This window comes from Halobacillus sp. A1-3 (assembly GCF_050971765.1).
Taxonomy (GTDB): Bacteria; Bacillota; Bacilli; order Bacillales; family Halobacillaceae; genus Halobacillus; species Halobacillus mangrovi_B.
Genome location: NZ_JBPCEO010000003.1, coordinates 363,228 through 388,936, shown reverse-complemented (window position 1 = coordinate 388,936; position 25,709 = coordinate 363,228). Strand labels below are relative to the sequence as shown.

Below are 25,709 nucleotides of genomic sequence, written 5' to 3'. Positions count from 1 at the left end.
TTTGTTGGATGTTTCCTTATGAATACCATTAGCTTGATACTGGTTGAGTATCTCTGGAACTTATTTTCTTCTGACGCTGATGACTGATTCTTTCTTCGACTGCTTCTCTCGCATCTTTCATCGCTGGACTTTCAAAGATTGGTGTTGTAACACAATTTTCTAAGTTTTGATCCATGGCAAAACCGTTCATTAATTCAAGAAGGACTTGTGTATTTTTATCGCTTCGATTGGCTGCTAAACGCAACCGTTTCACCTCTTCAGAAAAAACGTCTTGAAAGCGTTGAGCCATTAAGCTCATGAGATATTCTTGAGAATGGTCCTTCGAATTCTGCGCTTCCCATTCCTCAATAATACGGTCTAAAGCTTCACCAGGATAACGAATATGATGCTGTTCCTGATACTCTTTGATTAACGTAATTGTCTCTTCATGAAGCGTAACATTTTGACGTCTTCTCATCTTGTAACCCTACCTCCCTCTTTCGATTTCCCGCTCTAACTTTTGATGATCCAAGTCATTGATAAACTGATCATACGTTTGTCCCAACGAGCGTTGAATGCTTCTTAGGGAACGTTGCAATTGAATTCCTGAATGCATGGACTTATAGGAGGAATTTTCTTGTGTCGTTTGTCTAGGATATTGCTGTCGATCATATTGTTTCATTTCTTGTAAGAACGCATTGCCCATTCGCTTATAGAGATCATCTAACTTGTTTTGTTTGTAATGTTGGTATCGCTTTTTATCTTTAGGTCCATCCCCGTAAGCCCTCTTTAATTCGTTCACTTCTCGATTCAATTTATCATGCAGCTGCTTCATATCTTTGCCATGATACTTATCTAAATACCTAGTCGTAAGTTCATCAATCTTCGGTCGAATAGGATTCAGCGTTTGATAGCCATAGTGCCACTGTCGCTTATCCTTAGGCAAGTGATTATACACGTCGAAAAACAAAGGCTTCATCTCTCTATTGTTCCATTTCATGGTGCTATTCTCTTTCTTTGAATTAACCATATGATCTCGGATTAAGGAGTTAATTTGATTTCGTTCTTGAGTTCGATCTAACAATCCATTCACGACTTCACTTTTCATCGCGTCTAACGTTTTCGGCTTTCGCTTTCCGCGCTCACGAGTCGGGTTTGGTTCGACTGTGGCCACATGTATATGAATGTTATCGGTGTTATAGTGAATGGCCGCCGACCAAACAGCACTCTCTTGTAATCCCTCTTTTTTCATCATCGACTGCATGGATTTTCTTGTTACTTGCTTCAAAGCATCTTCATCTAAGGTGTGCGTCTTTGCATCATAAACGCCTCGGTTTTTAAGCCAATCATTATCAAATGTAATAACGTCTTGCCACATGATACTATTCTTTTTTTGTGCCTGTTCAAACAAAGATTTAATGCCCTGCTTTCCTTCCACCGACAAGTGGTCCGACTGCTGAGTAAACAAAGCAGATGTTTTATCTGGATCGTCCATATAGTGATTATATAAACTAAACATGGACCGATGAGCATCCCCCTTTCCTTTAGCTTCTTCACGGTCCACGTATTGCACATAATCTTGGAATCCTTTTTTATTTGCTGTTACGAATTTTGTTTTTAAAACTACTCCAGGCGTTACGGTTTCACTCATGCTTATTCACCTGGTTCTTCAATCTGTAAGAGATCGTTCATTTCTCGAATGGCTGTATAACAATGGGCCATCGTTTGAATGTTTCGATCGACTAATTGCTGGAGTCTTTGTTCACGATTGTTCTCTTCTCGAAAGACAGCCAACTGATGCAACTGAGCATGTAAAAATTCTTGCCGACTTAAACCTTTTTCTTCCGCAAGTTCGTCAATTCGTTGAACAGTTTTCGGATCCATATAACGAATTCTTACTTCCATTACAATCACTCCTTTTGATAAAGACACTAATACTAGTGAATAAAGAGAAGAGCATAAGGGGTTTTTGTTCCCACTTAGCGTGTGAATCCCGGCAGAGCCGGGCAAAACAAGGGATCAAGAAAATCTCCAAATGTGCGGTCAATGTGCGGCTAAAATAGGAACAATCATTCGTGTATTCACCATGATGTGTGGTCCCTGCACAGGAGATGTGCGGACCCTGTGTTGACCTCTAGCGAAAGCTCTGCCCCCTATTCGTTTGATAACATCTCCCTTTTTTCTTGTAACATCTTTATCTTCTCCTTGATGGTTTGAATGGCTAATTCATGCTCTGCTGCCTCTTGATTGATCTGCTCTTTTTCATTTTCCAGATGATGAATTCGAGCCTCTATTTGCTTTTTCTCTTCCTCTGTTTCGTATAGAAGCTCTGATTCTAATTCAACGTTTTTTTGATCAATTTCTTTGATACGTTCATCAATGGATTGGATACGTTTCTTCTTCTCTTTCCTTGTTTCTTCCGCCTCTTCGATCTCCTCAGATACAGCAGCCACTTCATACTTTTGCTCTGTTAAAATGCTTAATTGCTTGTCCATTTCCACTTCACGCTGATCTGTATAAATTCGTGCCAGCTCTTTCTTTTCCTCACCCCCTTTCAGGGAATTTTGAGCATTCCTTTTCGTTAAAAGCGTATTGGTATTTTCCTTTTTTACATCTAAGGCCATGACATCGAAGGAGGGACTTACCTGTTGGATACTGACGACATATCTGCTTTCGTCGTTGTACTCTACGTGAGTTGGAAGATCGCGTTTGGGATGCTCTTTTTCCTGAGCTGTAAAGCTCAACGATTCGTCTAATAAAGCTGTTGATTTATTGATATTTATGGTGACAACCATCAGCTTTTTCGTTGGATTATAAACCCAGTCCTTAATAGTCAGTTCACCTGACCCTTGTAAATTCAGAGGTTCATTGACAGGCGTTTGTTGAACTTCACTCTGCTCTTCATCACCAAATATAAAACCAGAAACTAAGAAAAAAAGAAGCGTCATGGTCATGACGCTTAATCCAATAAGATATTTATTTGTAGTCCCTTCCGTGATGTGTTTCGTTTGTTTTTTCATGTATATCCCTCCTCTTCAACGTCTTGAAAATCTGTTATCATCCAGTGCCCTTCTTCTCTATGAACATCTATTTTGAGAAACACGGGAGATATCTGCTTTTGATCGCTCTGCAAAGAATAGAGCGTGTGTTTAAACTTAACTAATACGCTTGCTTGATTGTTTGTGAGATTCCCAGTTTTGATGAATATTTCTACTTCATCTACCTCTGTTTTCCTATCTCCTTTATAGGTATCTGTAGGAAAGAAAGTTGCAACTAAGTCTTTACTCATTACCTTATATGCTTTATCTTTCCTTTCTTGATAGGTCTCTTTATTCTGTTGAAAAGCTACCTCTATAAACGAAGAAACCTGCTTAACTAAAGCGTCATATCTCGCTTGAATATCAGCAGGTTCCTGTTTTTGTAACGTCTTTTTTAATGCAGTTTTTTCTTCTATATTCTTTTCGTTTTTCACTTCCAATTGGTGCAACCTCTTCTGTAAATCATCATTCAATGCCGTACGTGTCGCATAGATATTAACCGATGTGAGAACGATTAATAGAGCGACAAACACCCCAAAAAGAACGTGTCTATTCATCTTTGCTCTCCTTCCTTAAAGTCCAAGATATGGGGCAGGATCTACGTCCGAACGATATTGATTTTTGGTCATGACTTCGAAATGAAGATGGGGTCCTGTAGAGTTTCCTGTCGAACCACACTTGCCTACTTTTGACCCTTTTTGGATCATCTCACCGTTTTGTACACTTATCGCATACAGGTGAGCGTAGTGACTATAAAGCCCCTCTTCATGTTTCACAAGAACGTTATTTCCATAGCCAGAGTTACTTCTTTCTACCTCAACAACTTGCCCGTTATCTACGCTTTGAATAGGTGTTACAGCGTTCGTACAAGCAAAGTCAATTCCTCTATGCATGTCCGGTGTTCCATCAAAAGGATCTGATCGCATTCCGTAATCGGATGTCTGTGTAAGAGCTCCTGCAATGGGCATCACCCAATCTCCCGTTGGTTCTAGATCTGCTTCAATAACTCCGCCTTTAAGGTAACTTAAAACGGCCTCGACATAGCCAATATCTCCATAACACGCTCCCGTTTCTGCCGACTCAGGTCGAATGCATGAATACATGCCTGTATGCTTCAATTCCTGGTATTTCATTCTAGAGAATTCGATCGCTAACTCTTTACTATACTCCCCATTATTGTGTTCGTTTGCGTAATCAATAAAGCCTCCGCCGAAGTTGTACGCTTGGAGAGTTAGTTTAATATCTCCCCCTGCTTTCTCCAGCATCTCAGAGAAGTATCGGATACCGACCTTAATACTTCTTTCCGGATTTTCAATCGTATTTGGAGGTAGACCGAGAGACTCACTTGATTGCATCACATCATCTAAACGTCCACCCGATTCCTGCATCGTTTTGGCTAAGAGAAGCTCTACATACTTGGACACCCCATACTTATCGGCATATTTTTCAAACAGTGGACGGTACTCTTCTAGGGCAGCTGAAACTTGTGCGGTTCCATTTACTACATCAATGGATCTCACATCCTCACTTGAGGAAGATTTTTGATAACCGATCAGCCCTGTAATGACAGAAGCATACAAAAGCATTTGTAGAAGGAAAAGAACTACAAGAATACCAATCAACCATAGCCATACTTTCCGAGGGACTAACCCAAGGAGAAGGGACCAAGGCATCCTTATGCACCTCCTCCAAACAGGGCTAATTCTTCGTCCGATACCTCCACCTTGAAACGAATGTTTTCAACTGCACGGATGCTTAACATCGTCTCTCCTGTTTGGAGGTAAGGGATGTCTTTTAATTCACTTTGGCTTAATTGCCCCATGAAAATTTGCTGCATCATCTCTAAGTTATTACTATCCTGCTGCATAATAATTTTGTATTGGGTCAATTCAAAAAGCTTCTTGATTTCCTCTACCATACTTTGATCCGAACCCTCTGGGACAAAATCGCGAATCGTGTGACTCGCATAGAGGAGAGAACCAAAGTACTTCCTTGCCTCACGGCTAAATTTTGTAAGGAAATCGAGTGCACTCTCACTCTTTTTCTTTGTGTTAATGATATGATGAGCTTCATCCATTAAAATGAGATATCGTACGGCATCTTCAAAAGCTAATTCTCCTCGATTATACGCATCAAACTGAGGAGATCCGTTCGTTAGCATGGAGTCCCACAAGAGATTGAGTACGTTAAACAATTGCGCTTGGAAAACCTCGGCTCTCATTTGAGATAGACCCCTGAGTGTAAAAGTGACGACCTGTTGTTCATCAAAGTGTTCGATGGTTGATATTCCATTGAAGAGGTGTGCGTATGTTTCTACAAGATTCCGAATGTTTAATTCGATGCTTTCCAAACGTCGTTTCCTTTCCTGACTCAACTTCTCCCTTTGCTTTCCTTCCTTGATATTTTCATAGAGTTGTTCTTCAACAAAGGAAAGAAAATCTGTGAATATAGGGTACTCATGGACAGTAAGTTCGGTTATATTTGATTCTGAATCATCCTTCCATAATCCAAGCTTTTCATAGAGATTTCTTAATAGATTTTCGTATTCTTTCAGTTCACTATCATTCGCTTCAGGTGCCAAGAATTTATAGAATGTCGTCAACTTGGATAAATGCTGAGTAAAGGACGTATATTCATCCTCTGCCGTTCGATACACCTGCAAAGGGTTGATCACCCCGTCTGATCCATCTAGCGCAATTTGCTTCCCGCCTAAAGCTTCTGTTAACTCCACAAACTCTCCTGTGACATCGAACGTCCGAACCTTATATCCTTTAATCGCGTTATCCAGCATAATTTTCTTAAGTGTGGTAGATTTTCCTGCCCCCATCGCTCCGATCATGACCCCGTTGTAACTCTTACGCTGCTGATCTCTATGAAAAAGATCAAAGACCACGTTTCCTCCCGTAAGTGTCGTGCCATAGAAGGTACCATATGGATCGTTTAAGCTAGTAAAATGAAAAGGAAAGCCACCAGCTAACCCTAAGGCGGGTATCGGATGACCTTCCCTCTTGTTTCGATAAGTCGATTGTTCGGTATATTTTGTGAGAAGTGATTTCCATTCAAATTCCTGTTCATTTAAGAATATGGATCCTCGAAAATTCTCTTCTTGTAACGTCGATAAGACGGCTTTCACTTTGTCTTCCAGCTCTTCTCTTGTTGGAGCACTTACATAATGCCTAAGATGAACACGTTTAACGATTTCCCCTTCCTCAGAGACTTGATTGTATAGCTCCCTCAAATCATCGTAGTTATTTTGCGCTTCAATAATGCCTGCATTATCTTTTTCATTAATCATTCTGGAACTCTGTTCAGCCATTCCTTTGTTTAAACCATCTCGGACTTTGTATCGATCGTCCGAGACAATATCCATCGTAGTAATGACATTCTCCATATTGAAAATGGGTTCTAGCCAAAAGTCTGAAACATTTTTAGGAAAGGAATAGACATGAATACAGACTTCATAACCATCTCCTTTACGAATAAAGGATTCCTGAAATTTAACTCCTCCTTGTGGTTGGATATGGGCCAGTAAGAAAGGGTTATATCCTTTTTCTTGTTTTTCCTCGGCATCACTTTTCTTTTTTAGAAATGAGAACATTCCTTAACCCCTCTTTTCTAGTTTAGAATTTTGATTGTATAACTTATAGAGCAAATCAAGTTTCTTTTCATCGGTTAACTCAATGATCGGAGCGACTCGACCAAGGTAGCGCCGACAATTGTTTCTGTACTCAACAAGCTGTTTAAGACTCGTCGCGTAAATATATAAATAAAACTCTCTGTTCGTCCGGTAGGTCTCTAAAAAGTGCAGCTCCTCTCTTTTTCGAATTAAAAAACGCTCATATAGAGGCGCTTTGTTTTGAGCAATCTTGTAATTAATCGCATCTAGTTGTTTTTTCATATTAACCGGAAAATTCATAGAAACGATCTTGATATCAGGCGCATATGATTGAAAGAACTTGGCCATCTTCATAATGTCGTATTCCGTTTCTTGGGTAGATGGCGAATATATGTCTTTACTATGAAGTTGCATCACGTCCATATAGCTCCCCTCTCCTTTTAATTGAAAGGATCCTTCCTCGGTCATGTCTTGAATGGGAAGAAGCTCAGCTATGGATGGAATGGCCACCTCTCTCTTTTCCTTTTTAGCTTTTGACCTTTGCTTTTTCTTCTTTTTCTCTTTTGTTTTCCTCTCATCAAAAAGAGCCATTTTTTCGGTGCTGTTTTCTTTAAAGAAAGTATGGCCATTGTTCTTCCTCTTCATTTGAACTCCTCCCTATAATGAACTTTTCCACTGAATTTCTTTTTTAGTTTCGTATACTTACTACTCTTCATCTTTTGAAATTTCTCTTTCATTTTTATCGATCGCACAATAAGTCACACGGTCCCTTGTCACGGCTAAAAACAAGGCTTTTACCATACGAAGCTTTGGGTTCGTTTTGGGGCGAATCAACCAAGCAACCATCAATAAGATCCAAAAGATCGCATAGTACCAAACGAAAGAAGAATGGACGACATATCGGAATGTAAAACCTATGCCACCAAGGATGAGGACCACAAGTAAGTCTGTAAGGTAAAACAGACGATTGATCTTCAACTCACTTTCAATTTCAGTTGGAATTTTGTATTGCAATAAAAACACTCCTTCATAACAAAACGCGGACCAAGTTAAGACTCAGGCCCGCGTTTCTTAATTTTATTTATCCAGTTCTCCGTAGTGTTTCGAGATAAGTTATACGTCCGTTTTGCACTCTGAATCTTAGGATTGTGACTGAATCGCTCACGCATACGATCTTTCATATATTCCCCTATCGTTCGCTGCTCTGTTCTATATTGATTTGGCATAGGAATATCATCAGTACTTGCTGGAGGCTTTATATCTGCTGTTTCTGTTTTTGCGTCTGCTGCTATTTGGTCTGTCTCTTCCTTAGGTTGATTATCGTTCGCATCTAAACGTTCACTTCCTTTTTCACTACTACCTATCTTTCCTTGTCTTTTTTCTTTCATAGGTCTATTAGATAAAGGTTGCTCATAGCTGTGTTTCGAAGATGGGACGTCCAATCCTCCTGGGGAACCGTGTTGTAGAGAGGCCAAAGTGGACCTCTTCTCCGAAGAAGGTTGTAATTGCCCCTGAGTTTCATTTGAAGATGGACTATTTTGCTCCTCAGATTTTATGGTCTTTCCTTCCAAAGAACCTTTTTGGCCCTCCTGATTTGAGGTCATTGGACTTGGCTCTTGTTTTTTCTGGGTTCCTTGACTTCCATTTCCTTCTTTTGAAGAGAAACTAGATGATGAATCACTTTTTCCATTTGTCTGCGCTTTTCCTTCACCTTTGCGACCATAGATACCAGCGACTGCACCAGCTGTCCCGGCACCTGTGTTCATCAAGGCTGATGCTCCACCACTTGTAATAGCTCCTGCAGCTTTCTTAACGGGAGGTCCAAGCGTTTTAGAAGCTAGATAACTCCCCATCGCAACATGCCAGGCGTTTTTCAATCCAGCATCAATTCCAAAGAGCTTTTGTACAATATTAGGACCATCAATGACGGCCAAACTTCCTGCAATTAAAGCAATCAAATACCCAAGTCCTTCAAGGTTATTATCTATAAATGTTGTGTAATACATATACACACGCAAACTTAAGAAAATCATGATAAGAGAAGCAAAAATGCTTCCAATATTCTTAATGATCGCTTTCAATCGTTGTCCCGTGGAAATATCTGAATACGCCATAATTAAGGCCACAATATGATTAAAGCCAAGCTCGAAACAGAGCTTGGCTACTTTAATAGAGATTAATATCATGGTAAAAGCCATAACGGCAAGGGTTACGATAGCAGTAAACCAATCCACATGCCACCTGTAATAATTTTCTGGAAGGAAATCAAACAGCCCACTTTTCCCTAACTCCACAAGTCCTTCTTCACCATTTGATTCTAACCCTACCTTATTCATTACAATTTCTTTCCCTTTAGATGTGAGTTGGTCTCCATTTGCTTTTTCGAATTCCTTAGTTATCGTCTCATTTATAGAAATCTTATCAATGTTACTAGGGGCAACATGGTGCCGATTTTCTACTTCTGGGTCTTCCCATCCATATTCATCATAAACAGAGATATCTGTAATATGGTCTTCCATTACTCGATCTGAGGTGGTAAAAGAATCTGTTTGTACTTTCGCTACGTCCATTGCATCTCCAGTAAAGTCATTCACTTTTCCCATTCCAAAAGACAACAGGGTAATCGTCATGATAGAGATAAATAGGTTCATTGGAATGTCAGATCGATTTTTTTCTTTATTAAAGATTAATCGAAAGCCGATCATTCCTAATGAGATAGCCAGCAGAATATAGAGAACAGGCTGGATGGTTTCGAGAAAGTTAGTCACCGGTTCGCTCGAAAAGAAGTCCGTTAAGGTTAAGACCTGATCAACCATCCCTTCCAAACCATCAACAATCATTTTCAAGAATAATACCGTTCCCCACCCTACGATCCTTAACCCAGATGTGAAGATATTATTCGTTGATAAGACTTCGGAAAACCTTAACAATATCTCTAACAGCTCTTCATCGGACACTCCATCACCACCTTTATTATTTTCCCCTTTTTCATCCCTGCTCCACTGGTGTTTCCTTTTCTTCTATTAACTTATCTATTTGTTTACGAATGTGACTATACACTTGTCGGTTAATTTCTTGATGATCACCTAAAAGCTTTAAGTTATAAAGAAAAGCTTCCATAGGTTCCTCGTTCATTTCCTCCTCACTATGTTCTAAATGAGGAGCAATTTGCTGATGGATCAATGAAAATGTGCTTTTATCAAAGAACTCTCCGACTTTTTCCTTCCTCCACCATTCCTTTGATGGTTCTGAATCACTGAATGGTCCATTCTGAGAGTGATTTTTCATTTCCACTCCCGCCTCGTCTGTCTTTTCTTTATTAGAATAGTCACTTTGGAAATCAATAACTAATTCTGCTGGATGAACATGGCGGTGTGGGGTAGAAATCTCTTCTTCCGTAATCGATCTTCCTGAACGGAATTCTGAACTAAGATACGTGTGAGCATATTTCATACTGTATTTTCCTGTATTATAAATAGGAAAGGCACGAATCTTTCTTCCTTTCTTATCACGACGTAATAATACACGACGTACGACCGTATCTCCCTCTTCCAATTCCTGCAGTTCATTGGCCGTTAGAAGGTCTCTCCCTTCCGTACTTTCCGTTTTCGACTTATCCAGTGAAAAAGTAGAACCAGACCGTGTTTGCGTATTTAACGTTTTCTTTCCTAACTTGGAAGAAAAATAGGAAGCTGAATCATAGTCAGCACTCAAAATATAAATTTCATTCCCACAGTTACCACGTATGGTGGCTTGCCCATCTTCTCCATACAACTCTTTTAGTTGAGCATAGGATTGAACAACTAAGTGGAAACGAATGTTTCTTCCCAGACATACAGTGATTTTATTTTCCATATCTGCTATCGCAGGCATATTCCCAAACTCATCTAACATAAAGACCACTTCGCGCAAGCATTTTTGACCTTTGGCAATGGCTGCATTCTTGGACAGTACATAATACAATTGGCTAACGAAAATAGACGGTATAGCATGAGTAGACGTATCATAATCGGGTGTAACCATAAACACAGCAATAGGCTTAGTGGAGTAAGTAATTTCTTTCACTTCCATAGTGCTGCTTGAAGACGAGTAAGAGAAGTAAACCTTGCCCGTTTCCTCATCCACTTTGTCAATCCGAATGGTTGAGCTATCCTTTTGAACTTTTTCATCTTCCGAAGAAGCAGGAGTGGATTCCTGAGACACAATTAAATGATCTCCTGCCCCTAATGAAGTTTTAAAGTTAATGGTCCATGTCCCACTCTCTCCTGATTGATTGATTTCAGTGGTTCCATCCGGGAATGATATCATCACTTTGGAAAAAGGATCACCTCGCCCCTTAATACTTTGACCGAAGCCCACTCTTTTTAAATCTAAAGAGTTTTTAGCTGTCATCTTAGCTGTTTCACTCATTGTAAATTTCGTCAATCCATTCATCGCTGTCGTAAAAATGCTTGAACGAGTATTCCCTTTGGAAAAATTACTCGTTGCATATTGACCTTTCGCTACATGTGATTGGGGTAGTTCTTGGAAAAACTGATCCAATGCATTGTACTCTTGGCCATCTTCATCCATCTCATTTCTAGTCCCTAACTCTGAGAGCATGTTGGCGACCGTGTACATAGTAATTTTCTCTTCCATCCCTTCGGCTATGCTTTTCTCTGTAACCGCAAGGATCATAGCATTCACAAGTGATTTAGCTGAATCATCCCACATAGGTTCTTTAGCATTCGGATTGTGGTAAAGCATATGAGTAATGGTTTCGCAAAGCGTTTGAGCTGTAGAATAATCCCCATCCTTATAAGATTGTTTAACCAACTCCAGCAAATTGAAGCTCATGCTTTGCATGGGATTCATTAAGTTTAAAACCTCAACCTCATACCCTCTTCTCTCCAGCGTCTCCCGGCTAGAAGCAAATAACTCCCCTTTTGGGTCATTGATGACTAAAGAGGGCTGATGTTCAGCACGAGAGTAAGCATCTATGGTTGGAATCACATAGGTTTGGCCCTTACCACTCCTTGTCGTACCAATAATTAAATTATTGACAGGTGACGGATCAATAAAAGCTTTGTCCCCTTTTCTAGATAACACAGGGCCTCCTTGACCTTTATATGGTTGTTTTCGATCAGGAATGGCCTTGTACTGTTGTTGGATTTCTTTTCTCGTTGCAAATCTCTGAGAACCCTTTTCGTCCGTACCTACGGGTTTAAAGTTACTTCTAAGTTTGTAAATCATGTGAACTATGCCAACAAGACCAATTAAAGCAGCTATCCCATAGTAGAGAGATTGCTCCTTCATATGAAAATCTGTCCAATACGAAAATCTAAACTCTATAGGTTTACTGAATTCTGGGAAAGTCCTTAAAGTTTCCCACATGGCATATCCTAGATTCCATAGAAAAGTACTTACCAGCATCGTGGATATAAAAAAACAGATGCTTAATAAAATAAGCACCTGTTTTGTAGCAATGACTGATTTCAAATGAATCACCCTCTTATAAATTGTTCTTTTGACTCTCCAGACCCTCTTGTTGTTCCTTAAGCGAATCGATTTTAGATTGTTTTTGATCTTCTGACTTTTTCTCTGTTTCTATTTGGCTGTTGATCTTCGTCAACTGTTCCTCAATTTCTTGATACTCATTAATCTTTTTATTCAGTCCATCGTCTTTCGCTTCACTGGCCATCTTTTTCGCATCTTCCAATTGATCAAGCCTCAAATAAGCGATCCCCTTTTGTTTATACAGTTGAGGAGACATCGCCATATCTTGAATACCCACCGCATGTTTGTATTCCCCATGATGAAAGGCTATTTTAAATTCACCCAGAGGACTTGGGTAAGCTTCTTGAAAGGACATCAATTCTTCCAGACCATGAACTTTCATGACTTGCTCAGCCAGTGAAGAAGTGTTTTCCTTTCCTGCATATTGCAAAGCTTGATCATACTTTTTAAGTTCTATCAGAAAATGAAGTAATGTTTGACGCTCCGATTCCGTTAAGGTTTCCATTCCTAGTAATTGCTCAACAGCTTCTCCCTGCTCACCTGTCCAATAGCCCTCATAAGCCGTTTTTACACCCTCCATTCTTTCTAGCTCTTGAGTAATGGCTCTTAGATCTTTGCCTTGATTGCTTAGAAGTATCAGTAGAGTGATGCATGAAGCTATGGCTACCATTAACGTTGTGCTAATAACACTCACAAAAATTTTGCTACGCTTACCAAGTTGTTTCCAACTCGACTTTTGTACTTCCTTCTCTTTCAATACTTCAGTCATATCCATTTGATAAGATGCTGGTGTGTTAGATGTTAATTGTTGAAGAAAGACATCCCTTTTTGTTTCTTCATTTTTATTTTCCATGGGTAACTCTAAAAGCTTTTGCCAAACATGATCATAAATATTTGATGTTCCTTCTGCTCCTACTTCATAGGAGCCGTTATACAGCTTATCTCCTTCTTCATTAAATATCATAAAATCAAGCATCATTGGCTTGGCATTTTTCTTCTTTAATTTAGCATCCAATTCTGCCGTTAGAACGACAATTTCCTGGAAGGAATAAGGGTGAAAGCTCGAAATTTCACCATCCATTTTTGATGTGAATAATACCCTCATGGATTTACACTCCTTTAAAAAATCACCTGACTGTCAATATATTCAGCAATAGCTGTAGCTCCCATTAGAATTACAAGCCCAACGGCACCACCAATAAACCATACAATAGAGCTTTGACGGCCTCTTACTCCACCCCAGATAAGATGGTAAGCTCCTATACCGAAAGCAATAGCTGCCGAAATGATCCCAAGCAATTGCATGGCTGTGAGAATCGAAGCACCTGTAGACTGTAAATTACTTATGGCAGATAGTAGAACAAAATCAGTTAATTTCATTATTCATTCGCTCCTTTTAAAAATTTTCATCTTACTTCTCATCACTTATCCCTTTGTAATGCAGCAAGGATTTCATGACTACGTCTTGATTTTCCTGAATATACTCTTGGTGTTTGCTATGCAGCCAATCGTTATAAGATAGGTCCTGAATGGTTAATAGAGTTTGAACCAAGTCTTTAGATTGTTTTAGTTCACGGTTCGTAGCACCCATGGTAATCACCCCCCCTCAAAGAAATTTGACATAAAAAAAGAAGCGACCTAATAAAGATCACTTCTCTTATGATGTAGTCTTATCTATAAATTTTTCTATTGCTTTTTGTTTTTCATCTTCTGAAGAATAATCAACATCTCTTAAGGAGACATATTCTTTTAAAGTCCCATCTTCATAGTAACCTAATGTTTCAAACTGTATATCCTTAAGGCCTAAGTCGTCAGGCTTTAAATTATTATCCAACATCTCCTCCGACTTAGCATTTATTTCTTTAACATTAATTGATTTAATTTTTTCTTCTACTAGATTAATGTTATCTTTTCTCTCTTTTTCATCTTCCGTATTATTTAGCAATATAAAAGTTTGTTTATTGTCTTCGGTGTATTTTTTAAGTTCATCAGGTGATAAAGACTCGACTTGACCAGTGGCTCCTTCAGCTCCGCAGCCTACAAGAATCATGGCCAATAATAATCCAGCCAAACCACCGATCCAATGTCTTTTCATCAGATCATTCCCTTCTCAAGTGATTTGTATAACGATTCTAACACCTACTCAAACAAAAAACCACATTATGGAAAGGAACAGAATAATTTTGATTGTTTATGGCTAGGTACAATCAACCCTATGCAGAATGATTATCCTTTCTACAATGCACAACGTTTCTAGCCTATACGAAGAACTTTATGTATCTAGGTTAAGACATACAAAACTTCATCAGTGTATACCTCACTTTATATACCATAACCATAATAGATACAACGCTTACCCGGTCACAAGATGCGTTTCACGTAACACGCACCAAACGGTCATCGACGGTTAGGAAAGTTCTGTGACCTTTCAATTTCCTAACGTAGATATATAGTTTTCAATGTTCAATATGTGCTATTTAAGCACGTGTTAAAATCGTTACATTTACTTGACAGGCTTCAGCTCACTCATAGGGTTTTTGCGTTTAGCTATGGTTCTAAATTGGCCATCCTTTACGGTTCGAATTCGATAATAGATACTGGCCAGCTTTTCAGCAGTACCGTGGCAATCAACCGCCCAAATGCCACGTACATCATATCTTTTTCCTTCAAAGGTTTTTACATTGTCAGCTAGTGAAGAAATATCATAATAAGCAAAGTGCTTTTTATTTGATTTCACCCTATTATTACCTCCTAGATTACGGTTATTTATCCACTCTGGACTTCAATTATTCTAGTAAAACTTCTTTAGCCGAGTATCTACCTTCTCTAATAGAATCTATATCTTCTTCAGTAAGGTTATAGCGATAATTAATAGATTCAAGAATACTTTCTCTCGACTTTCTTAATTTTATTGATAGCTCAATCTTCCGAGCTGCATTTTCAATTTGTTCCTTTTCTTGCTCCTCTTGCTTTTTAAGGTCTATAAACCAGTCAGGTAATACCTCCTTATTTTGTAACTGAGTGGAATTCGTAGTTTTATTAAACTGCTTGTTCTTATATTCAACTTCTTCGGCATTAGCTTGTTCAAGTGTTCGTATTCCTTTACCAATCCAGGATTGAAGGATACTCTTCACGTAACCCCATGAAGGTTTATTTCGATCCAAAGAACGCTTCATAGCCTCTACAACCAAGGAATCTCCAAGGTATTTACTCCAAGATTTTATTTCTTCTGAGAGTTGAGGACGTATAATACCAATATTGTTTTGATAAAATTGAATGCTATCAAATTCCATCTGTTCAGAAGTTGTTGTAGTTATAAATTCTTTTACATTCTTAACTTCTTTAAGTTCTCTACCATTCTTGTATGTGTCTTTCTGCTGTCTCTCTGATGGCGAGGAGTTGTCATTCTGCTGTTTTTCTGCTGTTTGTTTGTTGTCGTATTCTTCATCGTTAGATTGATAAATCCCCCAGTTTTCAACGGTTAACACACTATATTTGTTGGTGGTATTTACACTAATGACATTGTCTTCCTGAAGTATTTTTATATAGTCACGAACGGTGGATTCTTTCATACTTAATTCCAAAGCAGCTTTTTTACGGCCAAAAATAAATTGACCAGGTTTAAGAGTAACCTTTTGCCTCCCTACTCTCGATTCTGTACTTTTATGACTTGCCTTCGTCAGACAATAAATGAACACTTTTAACAACTTCTCATTTTCGAAAATTTCACTATGAAGAATTTTACGATGCAGCTTTAACCACCCTTGCATTCTTTCACCTCTTTTCTATACATGGAATAATCAGATTACATAGCCTTTAGATTTTAATTCCTTATGATGGTCTTTCCATGCCTTTAACCAACTAATATCATACGTTTCGCAAATAGTTGCTAGATATAAAGTAGCAAAATGAATTACCCTGGTCATTGTTTCAGCAGTTTTTTGGATATCTTGTAATTCCATCGAATGGATACGATATATATCTTCTGTCCATTTCACATAAGTAATGGTTTCAAGTGCTTCTTTTAACTCTTTCTCTAATATTAACTGAAGCAAATATCTGTCGTCCTTCGCCCGTAAACCATCTAATTGTGTAACTCCCCACCCAATATATTCATTGACTACTTCAAGTGCTAGCCACGGATTATTATATTTACTTATAAATTGTCTGGTTAATCCAGGTTGAATTTTCCTCCTTCCATTCTCTTGTTTACTTATAGACTCTCTAGATTGCAAAACATCAATTGATAGTCCTTTTTGTGATTTTCCCATGCTTTCCCTCAATTCTTTCAAAGTCCTTCCTGCCCTACTGTACTCATTCAAAAAAATCAATCCTTCTTTGTACCATTTTTAGTACCTACTTATTTTTCAACTTGCACTATAATTAAATTAGATAGCTTGGTGTTTATAAGAGGATTCCTGCTCTTCAATCCATTTAGAAATTGCTTTTTCGGAAAAGAAAATGCGACGCCGCAAACGAAAATGTGGGATCTCATCAGAGCGAACCATTGTATAGATAGTGTCTTTACATACACCGAGATATTCAGCTGTTTCAATAACGTTCATTGTTCGTCTGTTCATCATTTACCTCCTCAAATACAACTTTTTGTTGCGTTGTTAATTAAAAAAATATTCTCTATATCTGTGTTAAATAATTTAGAAATGGCAATAGCTAAATGTAAGTTAGGGCTTCTAACACCTTGCTCAATCATGCCATAGTAACTAGAGGTGATTTTAATACTATACTTAACTTCAAGTTCGTAAACAACTTGCTTCTGAGACCAATTAAAGGATTTTCTAATCTTTATCAAGAATTCTCTTTTCACCACTTCACCTCCCAACATTTTGTTGTATACAGAATAACCCAACATTTTGTTGCTGTCAATAAAATACGCAATTTTTTGTTGTTTTAAAAGAAAAACCCAACTCTTTGTTGTATTATGTAATTATCAAGATCGAAGGTGGTTACACATGTCTAATGTAAGTAAAAGACTAAAAGAACTTAGAAAAGCTCATAAGTTAAGCCAAAAACAAGTAAGTGAAATATTAGGTATTTCTGAAAGTGGATATGGTTATTACGAACAGGGCAGAAATGAACCTTCTATAGAAATGATTAAAAAGCTTGCCAATAAGTATGATGTATCCACTGATTATTTATTGGGAATTAGTGATATAAAGAATCCGAATTTTGTTCAAGAACCAAATGAATTTAATTCCTTAAAAGAAATTAACTATTTATTAGAGAAATATGAAATAGACGACATGTCATTCTTTGATATTGAGAAGTGGAAATCGATGAGTCCTGAACAGATCAAGGAACTTGAGAGTTATTTTCAGTACTTAGTCCAGAAATCAAATCAAATAGAGAAGAAATAAGAAAATCGACACGTCCAATGACGTGTTTTTCTCTTTTCAGTTAGGAGTCAAGTAAGCACCCTTGTAATTAAGGAGAGCACTACCTTATGGAAAAAATAAAGCTTCTATCTTGGCTCAAGTGTCAGAATTAGTTGCTATTCCAGTTGAGATTCCCGAATTAATACCGAAATTATTCGATTCTGATTAGAGATATTAAATTCTATGATGTCTGTTAAGAAATTTGTAATGCGCCTTATCGAGTCAGTACTATCTAAAGAATACTTGGAACACATTTTATATACGTGGAGTTTGAAAAAATTGATCGAGAAACTAATATGGATTGGTAGATAAATTATCATCCATCTATCAATAATTGATGAAACTGAAATTCATTTGAGAATTATTCTTGGGAAGTTTTTTAATTTACTAGTTGTCAATCAGAGAGAATTATAGGAGATTACCTTATCAAAGGGTGGTATGTAAATGACAAGACTTCAATCTATAGAGAATTCGTTAAAACAAATTAACGAAACGATTTTTCAGGAACTGTGTGATAGTCTTCTTGTACGCCGTAACCAAAATTATTCTACGTTCTCACGAACTGGAAGCCAAAGTGGTAAGCAAAAAACAACTGTTGGCACCCCTGATTCATTCTTTCTTCAACAAAATGGAAAATATATATTCATAGAACATTCGACGAATATTACTAAAGGAGTAAGTAAATTAAAAGATGATGTAGAGAAATGCTTAGATGAAAGCAAGACAGGTGTGAAAGTTGATAACATCTTAGAAATAATAATTTGTATTAACTTTAATTTAAAAGCACATGAAGTAGAAGTATTACAAGAAATACTTCGTGATACTTCTATCACTCTTAGAATAGAGAGTCTTGACACTCTAGCTATGGAAATAAATTTGCACCATAGGGACTTGGCAAATGAATACTTGGGACTGCCCCTTAACACTGGACAAGTAGTCTCAATAGAGGAATTTATTGAGGAGTATAATAAAGCAGCTAATTCCATCTCAACTCCTCTAAATAATGAATTCTTACACCGCGAAAGTGAGAAAGGGCAACTTGTTAAAGCTATACAAACCAATGATTTCGTTATAGTAGCAGGACCACCTGGTGTGGGAAAAACAAAATTAGTAATTGAGACAATTAAAAGTTATTTGGGTGAAAATCCAAATTATAGTGCATATTGTATTTCATATAAAAGTCACTCTTTAATTGAAGATCTGTATCAAATGATAAACACAAACAAAGATAATATTCTGTTTGTAGATGACGCTAACAGGATAGATGCATTCCAACAAATTATCGGTTATTACCGCTCCCCTAGAAAAGGCAGTTTAAAAGTTATTGTTACCCTAAGGGATTATGTATTACCTGAAATGAGTTGGCTCCAGAAGGAATATAATGCAAAACAAATAGATGTAATGAAATTAAAAGATAACCAGATTGTAGATATTATTGAATCAGACTCATTCCGCATCTTAAATTCTGAATATCAAAAAGAGATTTTACGAATTGCTGATGGTAACCCTAGGTTAGCGATAATGGCTGCTTTATTGGCGAGATCAGAGCAAAGAATTACTGCTCTTTATGACGTGTCTTTATTATTTGAAAAGTATTTTTCAAATTTTATTTTTGACAAATCTGATATGATTAATAATTTCGACATTAAGTGTTTAGGTATAGTGGCTTTTTTTCATACACTACCTTTCAAGGATAATAGTGTTCTCATCCCAATACTTAACAACTTTGAAATAGATTATTACAAATTTATAGAGACCATAGAAAAATTAGAGAGATGGGAAATCATTGATATTCAATATGAACACCTGAAAATCCCTGAGCAAAACCTTTCAACCTATTTTTTTTATAAATGTTTTGTAGATGATGAATTGCTATCCTTTCAAACTTTACTAATTAAATACTTCCCCTCACACGAGCAGAGAATAATAGATTGTGTTATACCTTCAAATAACACTTTCGGTCCTTTGAAAGTTATGAATAAACTAAGACCTAAATTGAAAGAACATTGGGAAACATCAAATCTTAGTGAGGAAGAAGCTTATAAAATACTATCTATCTTTTGGTTATACCTAAAAGAAGAGTGTTTTGAGTTCCTTTATAACACTATTTTTCACTTATCAATGGTTGATAATCCCGAATACACAGTTACTTATGAACAAAATCAATTTTCTTACAACAGGAATAAAACAATACAATTATTCGGTGAACTATTTCGATTACCACCTAACGAACTAAAAGACGCTTTACAGTTAGCATTTGAATTTACCAGAAGACGTCCTGAACATTTACCAGAACTAATTTACGAAATCAGGGAAACACTCCTTTTAGATAATGAAGACGAATTAATGAATTTTGAAAGGCAAAAAACACTTTTTAACTTGTTAGTTAATGGACTTATGTGTGGTGATGATTTGTACACTGCCTCATTTTATGAAATTACTAAAAACTTGTTAGAGCTTTCGTTTCACCACGTTAAAGGTGGTAGGAAAAACACAATTAACATTTATGATTACTCGCTTCCTTATATAAGGCCTGTTCGCGAATTTCGATCAAATATTTGGTGTACTTTATTTAAAAACTTTAATAAACACCCTAATCTGTCTATTGAAGTTTTAAAACATTACATTAATAAAAGAGATCCAAAATCAGTTAAAGAAGTTGAAGAGTTTGACGTGACTTTTATCACACGTATATTTCATAAATATTTCGCAAATAATGCTTTTGATCAATGTTACTTGGTACAACAATACATTTATTGGTGCCGACGTAACTCCATAGAAAATCCATATTTTTCTACTCTTTCTCGACATTTCTCTAATAGAACTTACAAAGCATTTTTAAAGCTTGATTGGGATCGATTACGTGACAAAGAAATATATGATTTTGATAATTTTCGAGAATACGAGAAATTAAAAGAAGAGGAAATTCGTAGTTCATTTAAGTTCAAAACAAGTGAGGAAATTTACAATTTTTACAGGGACTTTATTTACTTAGAGAGTAAATCAAAGAATAACTGGAACTATTTAAAATCGCTAGATTTCATAATTGATGAAACTTTTTCTAATAATTTCGAAATGGGGCTTCATTTTTTGAACCTTATTATTAGTGAAAATAACGAAGCAAACTATATTCCAAGAATTGTATTTGAAAACCATTCAAACACTAAATCAAAAGCAGAAACCATTTTTTCAATTATTAAGGAGGGCATTTTTAACGGTAAATCAAATTGGGAATTTTCATATTTCGAATCAGTGGATACCTCGTATGTCAATATTGATGAAATTACTACTGCTTTAAAAAAATGCAATGAGTCAATTACAGTTAATTTTTATTCTTTAGAAAAATTTTTAGAAAAAAGACCTCATCTATTTGACCTACTCCTTGAAATAATTTGGGATAAGAACTCTAATAATCAAAATCCAATTTATTTAAGGGAAGAAATATTCACTAATTATTACAGTAATTTGAATTTGGATATAGATATAATTTTTAATGCGTATTTGCAGCAAACAAGACTAAATTATCACTTTGATTTCGAAGGGGAAGGGCTAATCAACATTTTAAATAATAAACCTAGCTTGTTAACTCATTTCGTAGATATTTTATACTCAGATAAACAAAGAAATCATGACCATAAGGACCTTAGTTTCATATGGAAAATTAATGGGATTACAACCGAAATTGAAAGTGCATTTGATTATATTATAGAAAAAGTAACTTTCTTTGGAATACTTAGCCATCCACTCAATAACTTTTTTGATAATCTTAAAGATCCTTTCAAAACTAAAGCGGAGGAATTCTTACTCAATTATGTTGGAAAAAATTATGATAATAAAGAAAAAATGAATGTCATTTTAGATATTGTGAGACAATCAATGGATCATTTGTTTGAAAGAGTATTGGTGAAATATCTCAACCATAATAGAAATAAAGATGATTTTTCAAAGATTTGGTGGATAGGAAACGGTGGTACTTATTCAGGTGATGTTATAATCGGAGATATAGAAGCTGCAAAGTGGCGAAATTTGCTCTCAATAATAGATAGCCTTCAGCTTGGGATAGAATTAATTCCAATTAAGAAATATATCAGTGGTAAGATTGAAAGCTGCTTAAGAAATGCCGAATGGGAAAGAAAAAATAATTATTTAAGGGAATTTTAGACTTTGGCTTGCAAATTTTCTTAAAAGTAGAATAAAAGACAACATTCTTGTTATCTTTTTAATACAATTATAATTAAAGAAAAGCCCCACAGTGGGGCTTTTCTTTAATTTATAATGATTTTCGCTATTCCACCTAATACCAACCCCAAGATAATACTAAGTAATGTGCCTATAAGATAATATTCGGCAAAGGACTTTGCATCGAACTGCTTAAACCTAGCAAGTGTTTTTAGCGCACCAATTACTATCAATCCCTGATAAGCATTAATTATTACAAATAGCGCAATTAATATTCTTTCGAGTATGCCTATAAACATACCAGCTGAGTTATTGTCCTCTTCATTAAAGTAGTGAAACTGAACTTTCAAGCTCCTTTTATTTCCAATTTTTTCTTCCGATTCCCAACTCTTCTCAATCACCATGTTCTTTCTCTCGTCTTCATAAAACTTTTCAAAAACATCTTTTTCTTTTATGGCAGCAACCTGGTCTAATGTTTCACCTTGCTTCAAATCGTCAATAACAATTCCGACGAAATATCCGCTTGCCCAAGAAATTAGTATGAAGATGATAAGTAAAGAAACAAAAGTGGTGGGTAATGTCAATACTAAATCATGATTCATAAGAGCTTGAACCTTCTCGACTAAAAGACCAGGGGGATAGACCACACCATATGACCTCATGATCCAGTATATCGTGATAATATGGAATACCTGATCAGTTATAAAGTAAAAAGATTTCTTATCAAGGATAAACTTTAAATTACTTTCAAATAAATTAAGCTGTGAATCAGCCCTCTTATATTTATTTATAATCCTATCTGATAAATAGCTCTTAGCTAAGTCAATAAAGTAATGAATAAAGCAGATGATTAAAGTGGCTAAAACTAAGTCTAAGGTAATTTTTTTAAAGATACACAGTAATAAAATAGTGATAATAGCGTGATGAAAGGCGTGTAAGATGATAGCCCTATTGAATAATTTTTTTCTATATTTATCTCTTTTATATTTAGCTATATTGTCATTCTGGGTAATAAAATCGCCAATTAGATGAGCCAACATAAACAACAGAAACAAAAAAATCATTTTTCTAAATCCTTTTGTCTTTGGTCGTAAATTTCTCTGATTAAGTCTACTAAGCTTAATTCTGCTTCTTTAACAAGAAAATAATCCCCTCTTCTAAGTAGTTTCTGGAAGTTAGCTTCTCTGGTATTCTCGTTCTCATAACCCAAGTATTCACCTAATTGGTTGTAATTCTTATCTAGGTTATTCTCTAAGATGTTCACTGCTTTTCTTTGTTTATTGGTTCGTTTTATTACTCTCTCCATTATGAAGAACAACAAGTAGTTTACGGCTCGGTAGCTCTCGGTATCTTTACCTAAGATAAAATGAAAACGAAAACTTTCATCAAGAGAATTTGTATTTAGTGCTTTATATTTATCTTTTTTACTTCCATTTTTCAAAAAATCTAAAGCATCTGCTGAATTCCAAATGGCCTGACCACTTACTAAGTCTGGGTCAGAAAGGTTCTGTTCAAAAATACTACCGAAACCAACCCCCACATATAACGGTACATTTAATTCTTTACTTAGGCTGAAAAGCTCTTTATAAGCATCGAATCCTTTGTGGAACTCGTTCACTACTCCGAAGATTTCATCCCCAGCTCTAATAGTGAATTTTGTCACTATATCTTCCTTTAATTTTTTATTTAACTCTGACACAATCATCGCTAATTCTATCCCTTTATTACTTTTCCTTGATCCAATTACATCAGCAGTAATACAAACACATTGACGTAAATTCACTAAACCCCCTCCTTAAAAGCAATTATATCCAGTTTATTAAGCATATGTAAATAAACTTTCCGATTTATCAGGAAGTTTTATTATCTTTCCGGTTTATCCGGAAATTTTATTATCTTTCCACTATTTTCGGAAATCCTAGGATATTTCTGTGAATTAGGTCCAAGTATATTGATTTCAGGAACGCATGTTCGTATAATGTCATTTAAGAAGGTGATAGTATGAATTTTCCACAATACACAACAACTGTACTGGAAGACTGGGTATCCAACTGGTACATGAAACACAAATTCCAATTCCCAATGGATTTAAAACTAAGAAAAATAGCAATGAAGTATGAAATCTTCATTCATTACAAGCCTTTTGAATCAAGATATGTACGCTATGGGCGTTATCGCGAAATTCTTCTTAATTCTACCTTAGATATCGTCACTCAGCGTGAAGAGTTTTTTCATGAACTTTGTCATGCGATTCGCCATGTTGGAAAACAGACAATGATGCCTGAGGCTTTTAGAGAGCTTCAGGAACGCGATGCGAGGCATTTTACTTTATATGCTGCTCTCCCCTATCACATGATTAAAAGATACGATCTGAACGATCCTGAGCTACTTGACCGGTGGGCTTATGACTTTAAGGCTTCTTATAAACTAAGTGAGGAACGACTGAGGCAAATAAAAAGGCGTTCGTATTGTACCAACATGTAAACGGTTATCCATTAAGCTAGAATCAGGAGGTGGAATGAGTGGCAAGTTATCAAAGACGTGGTGAGAACTCGTTCTTATTAGTAGTGGAAGCTGGTTATGATGCCAAAGGGAAAAGAAAAAAGAGAACTAAAACAATTAGGATAAACGATAAAGCCTTACTTAAAACCACTAGAAAACTAGAAAACTATTTACAAAAGGAATTGGCAAAGTTCCAGATAGAAGTAGAAGCTGGAGAATATATAGCCCCCGACAAAAATATACTAAGTGATTTCGTAAAAGAATGGTATGATCGTTACGCTATTAAGGAGCTCTCCCCTACTGTTGTTAAAAATTACATGAGCAGCCTAAGGAATCACATCTTGCCTGTTTTCGGTTCAAAAAGAATTGGAGACATAAAGACCATTCAAATCATTAGATTTCTAGATGATAAGAGTACAGGAGAAAAAGAACGTAAAGACGGACAGCCAGGTAATTTATCCGACGATACAATTCGAAAGTTCTATGATGCTTTACGTAATGTCTTCGCCAGGGCTTATGAGTGGAAAATAATTAAAGATAATCCGATGGATGGAATTAGAAAACCCTCAGTCCAAAGAAAAGAAATGCAATATTATTGTAGTGATGATCTCGGAGATGTAATTGAAGCACTTAATAAAGAGCCTCTAATGTGGAGAATTTATTACTTAGGGGCTCTTTTTGGTGGATTTAGAAGAGGTGAGCTTACTGCGCTAGAATGGAGTCATATATACTTCCATACTAATGAAATTCAAGTGGTTAATAACATTGTAGGAACCCATAAGGGGAAGTCTATAATCAAGGATCCGAAAACAAAATCCTCAAAAGCATCTGTAGTTATGCCGGAATGGTATATGCAACTTTTAAAGGATTATCACAAACAATGGAAGATAGAAAAAATGAAGATGATGGATTTCTGGGAGGGTGGAAATCACGAGTACCTTTTTCACCACGGCACAGGTAAAGCATTGTATTTTACAACCCCTACTACTAAATGGAAGCGCATTATTAAGAAGTACAATTTAAAGAAAATCAGACTCCATGATTTACGTCACTCTATGGTTGCTTTGTTAATGGAAGAAGATGATGTGAACTTACCTGCTATTCAGAGAAGAGCAAGGCATTCCAGCTCTAAAATCACTTCAGATATCTACGGACATATATCAAAAAAGAGAGCAAAGCAAACAGCAAGTCAATTCGATAAATATGCCCCCTCTGACAAATTCGTCAACAAATCGTCAACAACAAGAAAAATATAGCTTCTTAAACATTTCATAGACATAAGAAAAACCCTTGCGCTGCAAGGGTTTTATTAGTGGAGCATAGCGGGCTCGAACCGCTGACCTCTACACTGCCAGTGTAGCGCTCTCCCAGCTGAGCTAATGCCCCATGATTTAAATTTCAACTCGACAATAAAAATTATATAACGATATTCCTTCTAATATCAAGAGAAAAATGCAAAACCCTGCCAATTTTTTCGATAACAGGACTTTCTTCATTGTTTGAGCT

26 protein-coding genes and 1 tRNA gene are annotated in these 25,709 nt (G+C 36.5%); 4 read left to right on the top strand and 23 right to left on the bottom strand.

Annotated elements, in window-relative coordinates; translation table 11 throughout:
- Positions 1–28: 28 nt before the first annotated feature.
- The 20 genes from ACRYKC_RS07415 to ACRYKC_RS07320 form a co-directional block, all read right to left on the bottom strand.
- Entirely contained in the window at positions 29–457 is a 429-nt protein-coding gene (locus tag ACRYKC_RS07415) for a hypothetical protein (RefSeq protein ID WP_433806098.1), read from the bottom strand.
- Positions 458–466: 9 nt separating this feature from the next.
- Positions 467–1,630 (bottom strand): MobP2 family relaxase, encoded by a 1,164-nt coding sequence (gene mobP2 / locus ACRYKC_RS07410; RefSeq protein WP_433806097.1) that lies wholly within the window; start codon positions 1,628–1,630, stop codon positions 467–469.
- A 2-nt stretch (positions 1,631–1,632) separates the two neighbouring features.
- Complete coding sequence (locus ACRYKC_RS07405) at positions 1,633–1,884, bottom strand: hypothetical protein (protein WP_433806096.1); 252 nt, start codon at positions 1,882–1,884, stop codon at positions 1,633–1,635.
- 248 nt (positions 1,885–2,132) lie between these two features.
- On the bottom strand, positions 2,133–2,999 hold the full coding sequence (locus tag ACRYKC_RS07400) for a hypothetical protein (protein ID WP_433806095.1): 867 nt from the start codon (positions 2,997–2,999) through the stop codon (positions 2,133–2,135).
- Positions 2,996–3,574, bottom strand: coding sequence for a hypothetical protein (locus tag ACRYKC_RS07395; RefSeq protein WP_433806094.1), 579 nt, complete (start codon positions 3,572–3,574; stop codon positions 2,996–2,998). The genes ACRYKC_RS07400 and ACRYKC_RS07395 overlap by 4 nt, the downstream gene beginning before the upstream one ends.
- Positions 3,575–3,589: 15 nt before the next feature.
- Positions 3,590–4,690 carry a lysozyme family protein gene (locus tag ACRYKC_RS07390; RefSeq protein ID WP_433806093.1) on the bottom strand — a complete coding sequence of 367 codons (1,101 nt, stop codon included), beginning with the start codon at positions 4,688–4,690 and terminating at the stop codon, positions 3,590–3,592.
- A gap of 2 nt (positions 4,691–4,692) precedes the next feature.
- Entirely contained in the window at positions 4,693–6,615 is a 1,923-nt protein-coding gene (locus ACRYKC_RS07385; protein WP_433806092.1) for a VirB4 family type IV secretion system protein, read from the bottom strand.
- 3 nt (positions 6,616–6,618) lie between these two features.
- Positions 6,619–7,278, bottom strand: coding sequence for a TraC-like domain-containing protein (locus tag ACRYKC_RS07380; protein ID WP_433806091.1), 660 nt, complete (start codon positions 7,276–7,278; stop codon positions 6,619–6,621).
- 60 nt (positions 7,279–7,338) lie between these two features.
- Positions 7,339–7,656, bottom strand: coding sequence for a DUF5592 family protein (locus ACRYKC_RS07375; protein ID WP_433806090.1), 318 nt, complete (start codon positions 7,654–7,656; stop codon positions 7,339–7,341).
- A gap of 26 nt (positions 7,657–7,682) precedes the next feature.
- Positions 7,683–9,590: a pLS20_p028 family conjugation system transmembrane protein gene (locus ACRYKC_RS07370; RefSeq protein WP_433806089.1), complete on the bottom strand. Its 1,908-nt coding sequence runs from the start codon at positions 9,588–9,590 to the stop codon at positions 7,683–7,685.
- A gap of 31 nt (positions 9,591–9,621) precedes the next feature.
- Positions 9,622–12,111, bottom strand: coding sequence for a VirD4-like conjugal transfer protein, CD1115 family (locus tag ACRYKC_RS07365; RefSeq protein ID WP_433806088.1), 2,490 nt, complete (start codon positions 12,109–12,111; stop codon positions 9,622–9,624).
- Between the two features lie 13 nt (positions 12,112–12,124).
- Positions 12,125–13,234, bottom strand: coding sequence for a hypothetical protein (locus tag ACRYKC_RS07360; RefSeq protein ID WP_433806087.1), 1,110 nt, complete (start codon positions 13,232–13,234; stop codon positions 12,125–12,127).
- Between the two features lie 14 nt (positions 13,235–13,248).
- Positions 13,249–13,509 (bottom strand): hypothetical protein, encoded by a 261-nt coding sequence (locus ACRYKC_RS07355; protein WP_433806086.1) that lies wholly within the window; start codon positions 13,507–13,509, stop codon positions 13,249–13,251.
- Between the two features lie 31 nt (positions 13,510–13,540).
- The gene (locus ACRYKC_RS07350) at positions 13,541–13,720 is read right to left on the bottom strand and encodes a hypothetical protein (RefSeq protein ID WP_433806085.1); all 180 of its coding nucleotides are present in this window, start codon (positions 13,718–13,720) and stop codon (positions 13,541–13,543) included.
- 66 nt (positions 13,721–13,786) lie between these two features.
- Positions 13,787–14,224 (bottom strand): hypothetical protein, encoded by a 438-nt coding sequence (locus tag ACRYKC_RS07345; RefSeq protein WP_433806084.1) that lies wholly within the window; start codon positions 14,222–14,224, stop codon positions 13,787–13,789.
- Between the two features lie 408 nt (positions 14,225–14,632).
- Positions 14,633–14,866, bottom strand: a complete 234-nt coding sequence (locus ACRYKC_RS07340) for a hypothetical protein (RefSeq protein ID WP_433806083.1) — start codon at positions 14,864–14,866, stop codon at positions 14,633–14,635.
- 49 nt (positions 14,867–14,915) lie between these two features.
- Positions 14,916–15,899 carry a DnaD domain-containing protein gene (locus ACRYKC_RS07335; protein ID WP_433806082.1) on the bottom strand — a complete coding sequence of 328 codons (984 nt, stop codon included), beginning with the start codon at positions 15,897–15,899 and terminating at the stop codon, positions 14,916–14,918.
- A gap of 30 nt (positions 15,900–15,929) precedes the next feature.
- Positions 15,930–16,400 carry a helix-turn-helix domain-containing protein gene (locus ACRYKC_RS07330; RefSeq protein ID WP_433806081.1) on the bottom strand — a complete coding sequence of 157 codons (471 nt, stop codon included), beginning with the start codon at positions 16,398–16,400 and terminating at the stop codon, positions 15,930–15,932.
- Between the two features lie 117 nt (positions 16,401–16,517).
- Positions 16,518–16,709 carry a helix-turn-helix domain-containing protein gene (locus ACRYKC_RS07325; RefSeq protein ID WP_433806080.1) on the bottom strand — a complete coding sequence of 64 codons (192 nt, stop codon included), beginning with the start codon at positions 16,707–16,709 and terminating at the stop codon, positions 16,518–16,520.
- 11 nt (positions 16,710–16,720) lie between these two features.
- Entirely contained in the window at positions 16,721–16,954 is a 234-nt protein-coding gene (locus ACRYKC_RS07320) for a helix-turn-helix transcriptional regulator (RefSeq protein ID WP_433806079.1), read from the bottom strand.
- A 145-nt stretch (positions 16,955–17,099) separates the two neighbouring features.
- On the opposite strand from ACRYKC_RS07320, the gene ACRYKC_RS07315 reads away from it, so the two are divergent.
- A complete protein-coding gene (locus tag ACRYKC_RS07315; RefSeq protein WP_433806078.1) occupies positions 17,100–17,504 on the top strand; it encodes a helix-turn-helix domain-containing protein in 405 nt (134 codons plus the stop codon).
- 462 nt (positions 17,505–17,966) lie between these two features.
- A complete protein-coding gene (locus tag ACRYKC_RS07310; RefSeq protein WP_433806077.1) occupies positions 17,967–21,683 on the top strand; it encodes an nSTAND3 domain-containing NTPase in 3,717 nt (1,238 codons plus the stop codon).
- Between the two features lie 104 nt (positions 21,684–21,787).
- On the opposite strand, the gene ACRYKC_RS07305 is transcribed toward ACRYKC_RS07310, so the two are convergent.
- Both ACRYKC_RS07305 and ACRYKC_RS07300 read right to left on the bottom strand, forming a co-directional pair.
- The gene (locus ACRYKC_RS07305) at positions 21,788–22,765 is read right to left on the bottom strand and encodes a DUF3307 domain-containing protein (RefSeq protein WP_433806076.1); all 978 of its coding nucleotides are present in this window, start codon (positions 22,763–22,765) and stop codon (positions 21,788–21,790) included.
- The gene (locus tag ACRYKC_RS07300) at positions 22,762–23,484 is read right to left on the bottom strand and encodes a SatD family protein (protein WP_433806075.1); all 723 of its coding nucleotides are present in this window, start codon (positions 23,482–23,484) and stop codon (positions 22,762–22,764) included. The genes ACRYKC_RS07305 and ACRYKC_RS07300 overlap by 4 nt, the downstream gene beginning before the upstream one ends.
- Before the next feature lie 218 nt (positions 23,485–23,702).
- Between ACRYKC_RS07300 and ACRYKC_RS07295 the strand changes: the two genes are divergently transcribed.
- Both ACRYKC_RS07295 and ACRYKC_RS07290 read left to right on the top strand, forming a co-directional pair.
- Positions 23,703–24,185 (top strand): ImmA/IrrE family metallo-endopeptidase, encoded by a 483-nt coding sequence (locus ACRYKC_RS07295; RefSeq protein WP_433806074.1) that lies wholly within the window; start codon positions 23,703–23,705, stop codon positions 24,183–24,185.
- 38 nt (positions 24,186–24,223) lie between these two features.
- The gene (locus ACRYKC_RS07290) at positions 24,224–25,459 is read left to right on the top strand and encodes a tyrosine-type recombinase/integrase (protein WP_433806073.1); all 1,236 of its coding nucleotides are present in this window, start codon (positions 24,224–24,226) and stop codon (positions 25,457–25,459) included.
- Between the two features lie 57 nt (positions 25,460–25,516).
- Here ACRYKC_RS07290 and ACRYKC_RS07285 read toward each other — a convergent pair.
- Positions 25,517–25,589 (bottom strand) — tRNA-Ala (locus ACRYKC_RS07285).
- Between the last annotated feature and the right edge of the window lie 120 nt (positions 25,590–25,709).